The 10,339-nt window shown below is 70.2% G+C and carries 11 protein-coding genes, 1 tRNA gene and 1 pseudogene; 6 read left to right on the top strand and 7 right to left on the bottom strand.

Annotation, left to right across the window (positions count from 1 at the left end; all coding sequences use genetic code 11):
* The coding region (locus B7X32_RS13860; protein WP_292720681.1) for an NADPH-dependent FMN reductase at window positions 1–284 on the bottom strand (284 nt) is incomplete at its 3' end.
* A gap of 123 nt (window positions 285–407) precedes the next feature.
* On the opposite strand from B7X32_RS13860, the gene B7X32_RS13855 reads away from it, so the two are divergent.
* The 3 genes from B7X32_RS13855 (at window position 408) to B7X32_RS13845 (ending at window position 3,239) form a co-directional block, all read left to right on the top strand.
* Window positions 408–1,100 carry a response regulator transcription factor gene (locus tag B7X32_RS13855; protein ID WP_292720678.1) on the top strand — a complete coding sequence of 231 codons (693 nt, stop codon included), beginning with the start codon at window positions 408–410 and terminating at the stop codon, window positions 1,098–1,100.
* 3 nt (window positions 1,101–1,103) lie between these two features.
* Window positions 1,104–2,810, top strand: a complete 1,707-nt coding sequence (locus tag B7X32_RS13850; RefSeq protein WP_292720675.1) for a HAMP domain-containing sensor histidine kinase — start codon at window positions 1,104–1,106, stop codon at window positions 2,808–2,810.
* Between the two features lie 141 nt (window positions 2,811–2,951).
* Window positions 2,952–3,239, top strand: coding sequence for a WXG100 family type VII secretion target (locus B7X32_RS13845; protein ID WP_292720671.1), 288 nt, complete (start codon window positions 2,952–2,954; stop codon window positions 3,237–3,239).
* Between the two features lie 120 nt (window positions 3,240–3,359).
* Here B7X32_RS13845 and groL read toward each other — a convergent pair whose 3' ends face one another.
* From groL to B7X32_RS13830, 3 genes are all read right to left on the bottom strand, one after another.
* The gene (gene groL / locus B7X32_RS13840; protein ID WP_292720667.1) at window positions 3,360–4,979 is read right to left on the bottom strand and encodes a chaperonin GroEL; all 1,620 of its coding nucleotides are present in this window, start codon (window positions 4,977–4,979) and stop codon (window positions 3,360–3,362) included.
* Window positions 4,980–5,097: 118 nt separating this feature from the next.
* The gene (locus B7X32_RS13835) at window positions 5,098–5,703 is read right to left on the bottom strand and encodes a LytR C-terminal domain-containing protein (RefSeq protein WP_292720665.1); all 606 of its coding nucleotides are present in this window, start codon (window positions 5,701–5,703) and stop codon (window positions 5,098–5,100) included.
* A 73-nt stretch (window positions 5,704–5,776) separates the two neighbouring features.
* A complete protein-coding gene (locus tag B7X32_RS13830; protein ID WP_292720663.1) occupies window positions 5,777–6,034 on the bottom strand; it encodes a DUF3263 domain-containing protein in 258 nt (85 codons plus the stop codon).
* A gap of 106 nt (window positions 6,035–6,140) precedes the next feature.
* On the opposite strand from B7X32_RS13830, the gene msrB reads away from it, so the two are divergent.
* Together msrB and B7X32_RS13820 are read left to right on the top strand one after the other, a co-directional pair.
* On the top strand, window positions 6,141–6,557 hold the full coding sequence (gene msrB / locus B7X32_RS13825; RefSeq protein WP_292720660.1) for a peptide-methionine (R)-S-oxide reductase MsrB: 417 nt from the start codon (window positions 6,141–6,143) through the stop codon (window positions 6,555–6,557).
* A pseudogene (locus tag B7X32_RS13820) lies at window positions 6,554–7,084 on the top strand (nitroreductase family protein); the annotation flags it as partial. The gene msrB and the pseudogene B7X32_RS13820, both read left to right, overlap by 4 nt.
* Window positions 7,085–7,235: 151 nt before the next feature.
* Here the strand turns inward: B7X32_RS13820 and B7X32_RS13815 are convergent.
* A complete protein-coding gene (locus B7X32_RS13815; RefSeq protein WP_292720657.1) occupies window positions 7,236–8,228 on the bottom strand; it encodes a DMT family transporter in 993 nt (330 codons plus the stop codon).
* A 73-nt stretch (window positions 8,229–8,301) separates the two neighbouring features.
* On the opposite strand from B7X32_RS13815, the gene B7X32_RS13810 reads away from it, so the two are divergent.
* Window positions 8,302–8,937 (top strand): SOS response-associated peptidase family protein, encoded by a 636-nt coding sequence (locus B7X32_RS13810; RefSeq protein WP_292720654.1) that lies wholly within the window; start codon window positions 8,302–8,304, stop codon window positions 8,935–8,937.
* A gap of 10 nt (window positions 8,938–8,947) precedes the next feature.
* Here the strand turns inward: B7X32_RS13810 and B7X32_RS13805 are convergent.
* Window positions 8,948–9,020 (bottom strand) — tRNA-Thr (locus tag B7X32_RS13805).
* 79 nt (window positions 9,021–9,099) lie between these two features.
* Window positions 9,100–10,068: a thioredoxin domain-containing protein gene (locus B7X32_RS13800; RefSeq protein ID WP_292720651.1), complete on the bottom strand. Its 969-nt coding sequence runs from the start codon at window positions 10,066–10,068 to the stop codon at window positions 9,100–9,102.
* Window positions 10,069–10,339 lie beyond the last annotated feature (271 nt).

Raw genomic sequence — 10,339 nt, 5'->3', positions numbered from 1 at the left:
AGCGGTCCCGGCAGCGAACGGTTGTACTCGGGCGTGACGAACAGCACCGCGTCCGCGCTCGCCACCGCAGCCTTGAAGTCCAGGGCGACCTGCGGATAGTCGGCGTCGAAGTCGCGGTTGTACAGCGGCAGGTCGGCATAGGAGATCTCGAAGAACTCGAAGCCTTCCGGGGCCAGATGCGTCAGCGCGTTCGCGAGGCGGCGATTGATGGACTCCCTGGAGAGGCTGCCGATGATGACCCCGACACGGTACGGTCCTTCGTGCTCGATGATGTCGATCTTCATGGGTCTCACTCTGCACCCGGAAGGGCCGGATCGTCACGCATCCTGAGCCGTCGCATAGCCATTCCCTAGGGAAGTTCCGCCCGCAATCAGCGCGAACACGGATCGGGTCACCATAATGGGGGCATGACTGAAGCGCGCATCCTGGTCGTCGACGACGAACCCAACATCCGCGATGTCCTCTCCACAGGCCTGAGCTTCGCCGGATTCTCGGTGAAGACGGTCGCCAACGGCGCCGCCACGATCTCGGCCGTGCTGGAGGAGGAGCCCGACCTCATCATCCTCGACGTGATGCTCCCCGACATGAACGGATTCAGCGTCACCAAGCGCCTGCGCGGCGCCGGATTCACGGCGCCGATCCTCTTCCTCACCGCGAAGGACGACACCGAGGACAAGATCGAGGGCCTGAACGCCGGAGGCGACGACTACGTCACCAAGCCCTTCGCCCTCGACGAGATCGTCGCCCGTGCGCAGGCGATCCTGCGTCGCACGATGCAGGCGGACGAGGAGTCCGTGATCCGCGCCGGCGAGCTGTCGATGGATCAGGACACCCACGACGTGTTCGTCGGATCCACCCCCATCGAACTCAGCCCGACGGAGTTCAAGCTCCTCCGCTACCTCATGCTCAACCCCAACCGCGTGCTGTCGAAGGCGCAGATCCTCGACCACGTCTGGGAGTACGACTTCAACGGCGACGCGGGCATCGTGGAGAGCTACATCTCGTACCTCCGCCGCAAGATCGATCCGCACACCGAGGAGCCGGTCATCCAGACCAAGCGCGGCTTCGGCTACATGCTCAAGGTGGGGAAGTCCGCGTAACGGATGGCAGAGCCTGACGCGATCACGCGATGGTGGCGCCGGATCAGCCTTCGCGCGAAGGTGACCGGGGTCACCGTCGGCGTGCTCGCGCTCGGCCTCGTGGTCACCGGGATCGGGACCATGCCGATCCTGCGCAACCTGCTCATCGACAACGTCGAGTCCCAGCTGCCGACGCTCGTGACGAGCGACCTCGCCACGATCACCCCCGACGGCTACGGCGCGTTCAGCGTCGCCCTGAAGGACGAGACGCTGGGCCTCGCCGACTACTTCGTCGCCGTCTACGACACGGCGGGCGCGCTCGTGTACTCGGGCGGCGGCGCTCCGAAGGCCGTCAAACCCGAGTTCCCGACCTCCTACCCCCTGGCCCGCGCGACGCTCGACGCCGGGCGCACGGAGCCGATGGTCCTGCGCGGCGCGGACGGATCCGAGTTCCGCGCGGCGGTCGCGGTGCGTGAGGATCCCAGCACCAACATCACCTACACGCAGATGGTCGCGGTCTCGCTGGACGAGCCGGATCGCATCCTCGCGACGTTCTTCGGCGTGTTCACCACCGTGGCGCTCGTGACGATCATCATCGCCGCGCTGGCGACCCGAGGACTGGTGACCCTGGCGTTCCGCCGGCTGGGACGCGTGGAGTCCACCGCCATGGCGATCGCCGCCGGCGACTTCAGCCAGCGGCTCACGGACCTCGAGCCGACCACCGAGGTCGGGCGACTGAACGGCGCGATCAACACGATGCTCGACCGCCTGGACGCGGCGATCGCCCAGCGCGACCGCTCCGTGCAGCAGATGCGCCGCTTCGTCGGCGACGCCAGCCACGAGCTGCGCACGCCGCTCGTGAGCGTGCGCGGCTACGCCGAGCTGTACCGCATGGGCGCGATCAAACCCGGCGAGGACACCGCGCGAGCGATGGACCGGATCGAGAAGGAGGCGCTGCGGATGGGCGTGCTCGTCGAGGATCTGCTCGCCCTCGCCCGCCTGGACGAGCAGCGCGAGCTGACCATCGAGCCGCTCGACCTGCGCCCGCTCGCGCAGGACGCCGCCCTGGACCTGCGCGCGGCCGCGCCGGAGCGCCCTGTCACGGTCGTCGACATGACCGCGGAGACGCATCGCACGGACCCTCCCGCCCTTTCCGCCACCGCGATCACACGACCCGCCCCGGTGACGCGCAGCACGCCGACGCGCGGCCGCATCCCCGCGATCCTGCGCCGCCGTCCGCGGGACGGCGAAACGGTTCCGGAGATCGACTTCTCCGAAGCGATCGTCGCCCCCGTCTCCACCCCGCCGATCGTCCTCGGCGAGGAGAACAAGGTGCGCCAGGTGATCGCGAACCTGCTCGGCAACGCCCGGCGCTTCTCCCCCGCCGATTCCCCGATCGAGGTCGTCGTCGGCGCGGACCGGCGCAGGGACGTGGGCTGGTTCTCGATCGTGGATCATGGCGAGGGCGTGCCGGAGCAGATCAGGGATCAGATCTTCCAGCGCTTCTGGCGCGCCGATTCCTCGCGCACCAGGGACACCGGCGGCGCGGGGCTCGGCCTCGCGATCGTGGCGTCCATCGTGCGGGCCCTGAACGGCTCGGTGCAGGTGACCGAGACGCCGGGCGGCGGAGCGACGTTCACGGTCTCGCTGCCGCTCGCCCCGCCCCGGGCGACACCGGAGCACCTGCTGCAGGACACGCAGCCGATCGAGCCGCTCGACCTGTCGCGCTGAGCGCACGCCTCCCCCGGGCGGACCGGTCCGCACATCTCGGGCGCGACGGGGTTCCGCACGGATTGCGTGACGAGCCCGCATCGGCACCGCCCTGCTCCCTATCGTCGGAGGCATCCGAAGCACCTCGACGAAAGGATCCCCATGACCGTCTTCAGCGTCGACACCGACGCGGTCTCCGCTACCAGGCTCGCCGTGCAGGCCACCGCCGACCGGCTGCAGAGCGACGCGGCGACCATGCTCTCGCAGATCACCTCGTTGCAGTCGTCGTGGAGCGGCCCCGCCTCCCTCGCGTTTCAGAACGCCGCGGAGCAATGGCGGAGCGCCCAGGCGCACCTCGAGCAGGCCCTCGCGACGATCGCGCAGGCCCTCGGATCCGCCGAGCAGTTCTACGCCCAGGCCGAGAGCGAGTCGGCCGCGCTGTTCCGCTGATCCTTCAAGCACGCCGCACGCACGCCGCACGCACGCACGGCAGCGCTCGCATGCCCCGCCCAGAGCACGGAGAAGGCCCCCGGGACGGATCCCGGGGGCCTTCTCGAAAAGGGGCTGGACTCAGAAGTCCATGCCGCCGGACGGGTCGCTCGGCATGGCCGGCGCCTTCTCCGGCTTGTCGGCGACGACGGCCTCGGTGGTGAGGAACAGGCCGGCGATCGACGCGGCGTTCTGCAGCGCAGAGCGGGTGACCTTGGCCGGGTCGATGATGCCCTGTGCGAACATGTCGCCGTACTCGCCGGTCGCGGCGTTGAGGCCGTGACCCGTGGCGAGCTCGGAGACCTTGTGCGCGACGACACCCGGCTCGAGACCGGCGTTGAGCGCGATCTGCTTGAGCGGCGCCTCGATCGCGACGCGAACGATGTTCGCACCGGTCGCCTCGTCGCCCGTGAGCTCGAGGCCGTTGAGGGCCTTCGTGCCGGACTGGATCAGCGCGACGCCACCACCGGCGACGATGCCCTCCTCGACGGCGGCCTTCGCGTTGCGGACGGCGTCCTCGATGCGGTGCTTGCGCTCCTTGAGCTCGACCTCGGTGGCCGCGCCCGCCTTGATGACGGCCACGCCACCGGCGAGCTTGGCGAGGCGCTCCTGCAGCTTCTCGCGGTCGTAGTCGCTGTCGGTGTTCTCGATCTCGCGACGGATCTGGGTGACGCGACCGGCGATCTGCTCGGCGTCGCCGGCACCCTCGACGATCGTGGTCTCGTCCTTGGTGACGATGACCTTGCGCGCACGGCCCAGCAGGTCGAGGGTGGCGTTCTCGAGCTTGAGACCGACCTCCTCGGTGATCACGGTGCCGCCGGTGAGGATGGCGATGTCCTGCAGCTGCGCCTTGCGGCGGTCGCCGAAGCCCGGGGCCTTGACGGCTACGGACTTGAAGATGCCGCGGATCTTGTTCAGCACCAGGGTCGCAAGGGCTTCGCCCTCGACGTCCTCGGCGATGATGACGAGCTCCTTGCCGTCCTGGATCACCTTGTCGACGACGGGCAGAAGGTCCTTGATGTTCGAGATCTTCTGGTTCGCGATGAGGATGTACGGGTCCTCGAAGACGGCCTCCTGGCGGTCCGGGTCCGTGACGAAGTAGGGGTTCAGGTAGCCCTTGTCGAAGCGCATGCCCTCGGTGAGCTCGAGCTCGGTGCCGAAGGTCTGGGACTCCTCGACCGTGACGACGCCTTCCTTGCCCACCTTGTCGATGGCCTCGGCGATGAGCTCGCCGATCTCCGGGTCGGCGGCCGAGATCGACGCGGTGGCGGCGATCTGCTCCTTCGACTCGATCTCCTTGGCGGAGGCGAGCAGCTCGGCGGTGATGGCGGCGACGGCCTTCTCGATGCCCTTCTTCAGGCTGATCGGGTCGGCACCGGCGGCCACGTTGCGCAGGCCCTCGCGGACGAGCGCCTGAGCGAGCACGGTGGCGGTGGTGGTGCCGTCTCCGGCGACGTCGTCGGTCTTCTTCGCGACCTCCTTGACGAGCTCCGCGCCGATCTTCTCGTACGGGTCGTCGAGCTCGATCTCCTTGGCGATGGACACGCCGTCGTTCGTGATCGTGGGGGCGCCCCACTTCTTCTCGAGCACGACGTTGCGGCCACGCGGGCCGAGGGTCACCTTGACCGCGTCGGCCAGGATGTTCAGGCCGCGCTCGAGGCCGCGACGGGCCTCCTCATCGAAAGCGATGATCTTTGCCATGAGTACTGTCGTCCCTCCTGGACGTAGACATTGGGTTTAGCACTCAGATCAGTCGAGTGCTAAACCCAGTCTGGCACTCGCCCCCTGAGAGTGCAAGCGGCGGAGGGACCGCGCGGCCTCAGCCCGCGGAACCGTCGCCCGAGGTGTCCGCGGGGGTCGGCTCGGTCGTCGGGGCGTTCTTCGCGAGATCCAGCCCGAGCACCACCGTCAGCTGCTTCTGGCCCGCCACGACATCGTCGCCGTACTGGTCACTGAGGCCGATCTTCGTCGCGCCGATGAGGTTCGCGAGCGCCTGCGCCGCGGACTTGTCCGCCTCGGTCTTGTAGTAGACCGTGGTCGCGGGGAAGTCCTGCGTGCTCGCGTCGCTCGCGGCCACGGCGTTCCCGGCGAACCCGGCGGCGATGATCGTGTCGCGCGTGCTCGCGGCGAGGCCGTTCGCGGTGGTCGCATTCAGCACCAGCACGGCGTACGACGTGTCCAGCGCCGGGGCGGAGGCGGTCGCCGTCCGCGAGACGCTCGGCACCGGCGTTCCGCCGTCGAAGCTGATCCTGCCCATGGCGAGCATCGCGGCGAAGATGCCGACGGCGATGAGCACCGCGGTCGCCACGGCGGCCCAGAGCAGCACGAACCATCCGCGCATCCCGGGGTTCTCGGCGCGATGGGCGCCGATGCGGCCCTGTGCGTGCGGGATCACGTCGAATCGGTCGCGGGCGGATTCTGGCATTCCATGATGTTATCCGGGGTGCGCCTGCGGTTTCCGTGAACGACAGGCCGCGAGTGCGAGGGGCGGCCTCGCCTCAGCCCGCGGAGAGCGCGGTGCGACCGGCCCGCCGCGCGGCCGCGTCCTCGCGGATCCGCCGGAGCCGGCGCACCAGCATCGGGTCCTCGACGAGCGCCTGCTCGGAATCGATCACCCGGTCCAGCAACTGGTAGTACCGCGCCGGCGTGAGCTCGAGCTCGGCGCGGATCGCCTCCTCCTTGGCGCTGGAGTGCCCAGGGCGCCGCGCCTCGAACGCGAGGATGACGCGTTCGCGGTCGCTCAGGAGGTCGGTCACCGTCCCAGGCTACGTCGCGATGGGCGCCGCCCAGGGACGGCGCGCCCGCCTGCGGCCCCTCCATGCGCGGAACGCGGGAGAATGGATCCGACCCCCGGGAGGATCCATGTCGCACCGCGTGACCAAGACCGACGCCGAATGGCGGGCCGAGCTCGACCCGCAGCAGTACGCCGTGCTGCGCGAAGCCGCGACCGAACGGGCGTGGACCGGCGAGCTGCTCGACGAGCACCGCGCCGGCCTCTACACCTGCGGCGCGTGCGGTGCCGAGCTGTTCCGCAGCGGCACGAAGTTCGACTCGGGCTGCGGCTGGCCCAGCTTCTACGAGTCCGTCCGCCCAGAGGCCGTCCAGCTCATCGAGGACACGAGCCTCGGGATGACCCGCACCGAGGTGCGCTGCGCGAACTGCGGTTCGCACCTGGGGCACGTCTTCCCTGACGGCTTCGGCACGCCCACCGGCGACCGCTACTGCATGAACTCGATCGCGCTGTCCTTCCAGCCGGACGAATCCGCCACCGAGGCATGAGCGCGCTCGACGCCGTCCGACGCCGGCAGTCCTGGTCCAAGGTGACCCCTGAGGCGCCGACGCGCGAAGAGCTGCTGCCACTGGTCGCCGCGGCCGGCCGGGTGGCGGATCACTCGTCGCTGCGGCCCTGGCGCCTGATCGAGCTGCGCGGGGAGGACCGGGAGCGGCTGGGATCCGCCATCGCGGAGGCGACGGGCGACTCCTCCCCGTCCTCCAAGCCGCTGCGCGCGTCCCTCCTGATCGCCGTCGTCGCCAGCTACCGGCACAGCGACAAGGTGCCGCGCTGGGAGCAGGAGGCGGTCGCCTCCGGCGTCGCGCACGTGCTCAGCCTGCTGCTCGACGAGGCGGGCTGGGGCGTCATCTGGCGCACGGGCGGCTACACCCGCACCGCGGCCGTGGCGCGCGCACACGGACTCGGCCCAGACGAGGAGCTGCTCGGATGGCTGTACGTGGGCGGCAAGCCGGGCAAGACGCCGGGCCGGCGCACTCCCGTCGACGCCGAGGCCGTGCTCTCCCGCATGCCGGCCGCGCGCACGGACGGGGACGCCGCGCCGGCGCAGGACCCGGGGAAGGCCGAGGGCTGCGGGAAGAAGGCGAAGAAGAAGGCGAAGAAGGCCGCCAAGAAGGCGAAGAAGCGCGCCGAGAAGCGGAGGAAGGCCGAGAAGGCGGAGCGGCGGCTCAGGAAGGCCGAGAAGCCGAGCTGAGACGGCGGCGCCTCCGCCACGGCAGCGCGGCCAGCACCGACAGCACCGCGGCGAGCACCATGACCACGACCTGCCACGGGGCGGGTCCGGCGGCGGGCGGCCAGACGAGGTCGATCAGCACCGACACCGCGAGCTGCCCAAGGACCGCGCCGAGCCCCATCAGGAGCACTCCGGTGCGTGCCACGATGACGACGCCCAGCAGGATGTAGGACGCGCCGAGCAGACCGCCGAGGTACAACCACAGATCGCCGGGGAACGCCGTGGGGAACGGCTCGGGCGCTCCCCTCACGAGCAGGCTCGCGCCCGCCGACACGGACAGCACGAGCACTCCCCCGAGGAAGCTCATGTAGGTCGCGCCGAGGGGCGACGCGATGCGCTGGCCGAGCCTGCCGTTCACGGCGGACTGGAACGCGATGCCCGCCCCGGTGAGGAACGGCAGCGCCAGCATCCACCACGGCGCCCGGCCGAGCACGTCCCCGCCGAGGGAGACGCCCACGGCGACGAGGGCGCATGCGCCGCCGATGAGCCGACCGGGGGTGATCGCGACCACGCCGGCGGGTCCGAAGCCGAACCGGTCCAGCAGCAGCCCGTGCAGCGTCTGGCCCGCCACGACTCCCACACTGAACAGGGCGACTCCGAGCACCCCCGCGACGAGCCCCTGCGTCGACACGGTGAGCGCTCCGCAGGCGCCGCCGAGCAGCATCCACCACGGCACGTCTCCGGTGCGTATGCCGCGCCAGAGGCGCCCGAGCGCGGCGCGACCGGAGCGCGTGAGCAGGACGGGAAAGCTCAGCAGCACCAGGCCCACCGCGAAGGACGCCCATCCGGCGAGGATCCCGTTGTCGAGGTGCACCCCGAGCTGGCCGTTCACCCGCGCCTGGATCGCCGTCATCGCACCGATGGCGACCGCTCCGGCGAGCGACAGCGCGGTGCGACCGCGTCGCGGCGTCGGGGTGTGCGCTGTCACTGTCCCGAGCCTACCGCCGCATGCGCGATCCCCCGGCCTCGCCGATGTCCGAGGGCGGAGGTACGCTCCCTGCATGTGCGCGAGCTACGGTCTGGATCCCCGGTTCAGCGATCAGCAGCTGATCGAAGAGGCCGACGAGGAACTCATGGAGGGCATCCGCGGCTGGGCGCGGCGCAACGCGGACGAGACGCTGCGCCCCACGGGGCGCCTGCTGCGCAACCTCAATCCGATCCTCGTGCCCTCGGAGTCGCGGACGCCCGAGCTCGAGGAGGCGTGGTGGGGCTTCCTCGTCGACGGCAGGCCCTCGCGCTTCGCGTCGATCAACACCCGCTCCGAGCGCCTGCAGGAGCGTCCTGGAGGCCTGCACGGAAGGGCGATCGTGCCGGCGACCCGCTGGTTCGAGATGCAGAAGCCGTCCAAGACCTGGCACGAGTTCGGCCTGGACGGGGCGCTGTTCGGCATGGCGGCGGTGACCCAGCGCGGGCGTGCAGAGGACGGATCCTGGTACACCTGCTACTCGATCGTGATGCAGCCGGCACCGGAGCGCCTGGCCGGGATCCACGATCGCATGCCGGTGCTGCTGCCGGCGGCGTTCGCCCAGGACTGGCTGACCGGCGCCCCCACGCGCGAACTCATGGACGAGGCGCTGCTGGCCTCGGCGGACGCGACGCAGTGGGTGCAGAGCGCGTCCATGACGGCGTCGCCCTGAGCGGGATCGGAGCCTCCTGCCGGACTCGAACCGGCCACCTGCGGTTTACAAGGCCGCTGCTCTACCAGATGAGCTAAGGAGGCGAGAGTGGCCCGAGAGCCGCTCCCAGCGTAGCAATGCGCGACGCCCCGGCACGCACGCACCGGGGCGGATCCGCGCGCGTTACTTGGCGGTCGTGGGCGACGGCGTGGGCGAGATCGTCGGGGCGTTCGTGCCGTAGTACGAGTCGCTCGCGACGGACAGCACGAACTGGCTGAACTCGGCGGCGTCCGTGAGGGACCCGGCGTAGACCTGGCCGTTCACGACGATCGTCGGCGCGCCGCTCAGGGCGCCCTTCTTGGAACCGGGCAGCGGCCCGTCCACGGCGCGCTGCGTGACGTCCTTCACCCAGGAGTCGTAGGTGCTCTCGTCGACGCAGTTCTGCAGGCCCTTGGCGTCCTTGACGCCGCTCGAGACGGCGAGGTCGATGAGCTCCTTGTCGCTCTTGCCGTCGGTGTCCTGCTTCGGCTGGTCGATGAGGAGCGCGTGGTTGAACGCGTAGAAGACGTCGGGCTGCATCGAGGCGACGCAGGCGGCCGCGGACGCGGCGCGCAGCGAGTACTTGGTGCCGTTGGAGTTCGCGGTCAGCAGCGCGACCGGGTGGTACGTCACGGTGGCCGCATCCTGATCGACCCAGGTGGCGAGCTGCTTCGCGTTCGCGCGCTCGAAGTCGCTGGCGCCCGGCGAGAGGTAGTCGACGTAGACGTGGATGTCGACCGTGCCCGCGGTCGCGGTCGGAGAGGGCGTCGGCGAGGCGGATCCGGTCGCCGCAGGCGTGCCAGCGGTCGTCGGCGAGGGCGTGGGGGTGCTCGCGGATCCGACGCGGGCCGCGGCGAGATCCTCCTTGGTCACGACGACGCCGTCGTCCTGGAGGTTCGACGGGGTGAGCGACGGCTTCGACACGGCGGACCCGACGGCCCAGGCCACGGCGCCGCCGGCGGCGCCGACCACGACGATCGCGACCGCGGCGATGATCACTCGTCGCATGATCCGCGCGCGGGACTGCTTGGCGTTCACCTGCTGGGCCTTCTCCCGCACGGCCGCACGAGAGTGCGAGGGCGTGGGGACGTTCGGCGTTTCGTCGCTCGACATCGTTCCTCTTGATTCCTCGGGATGGGCATCCCAGTCGCCTGCTGCCGACGGGAGCGGCACGGCACGGGTTCGATGCTAGCCAGGGAGGCTGAGAAATGACCAGACGGCCCCTGGCCGGACCCTGCGAGATCCGGTTCGGAAAGCGCGTCATCCGCGATGCTGGACCCGCCGGGAGCCCTCATGTCATACTGATCCCGGTCCGATGGCGGGCCACGGCGGGTTCACCCTCGTCGCTTTTTCACTCGTGCCGGACGATCCGTAGTGAAAAAGC

Origin of the sequence: Microbacterium sp. 13-71-7 (assembly GCF_002257455.1) — a bacterium.
GTDB lineage: Bacteria > Actinomycetota > Actinomycetes > Actinomycetales > Microbacteriaceae > Microbacterium.
Note: the sequence above shows the minus strand (reverse complement) of the source record. Positions and strands in the feature narration are given on the sequence as shown.

Excerpts from the sequence above, each read along its gene's own strand:
- B7X32_RS13810 (WP_292720654.1), top strand. The coding sequence starts at position 8,302 with ATGTGCGCGAGCTACGGTCTGGATCCCCGGTTCAGCGATCAGCAGCTG.
- B7X32_RS13835 (WP_292720665.1), bottom strand. The coding sequence starts at position 5,703 with ATGCCAGAATCCGCCCGCGACCGATTCGACGTGATCCCGCACGCACAG.
- B7X32_RS13850 (WP_292720675.1), top strand. The coding sequence starts at position 1,104 with ATGGCAGAGCCTGACGCGATCACGCGATGGTGGCGCCGGATCAGCCTT.
- B7X32_RS13800 (WP_292720651.1), bottom strand. The coding sequence starts at position 10,068 with ATGTCGAGCGACGAAACGCCGAACGTCCCCACGCCCTCGCACTCTCGT.
- B7X32_RS13845 (WP_292720671.1), top strand. The coding sequence starts at position 2,952 with ATGACCGTCTTCAGCGTCGACACCGACGCGGTCTCCGCTACCAGGCTC.
- groL (WP_292720667.1), bottom strand. The coding sequence starts at position 4,979 with ATGGCAAAGATCATCGCTTTCGATGAGGAGGCCCGTCGCGGCCTCGAG.
- msrB (WP_292720660.1), top strand. The coding sequence starts at position 6,141 with ATGTCGCACCGCGTGACCAAGACCGACGCCGAATGGCGGGCCGAGCTC.
- B7X32_RS13855 (WP_292720678.1), top strand. The coding sequence starts at position 408 with ATGACTGAAGCGCGCATCCTGGTCGTCGACGACGAACCCAACATCCGC.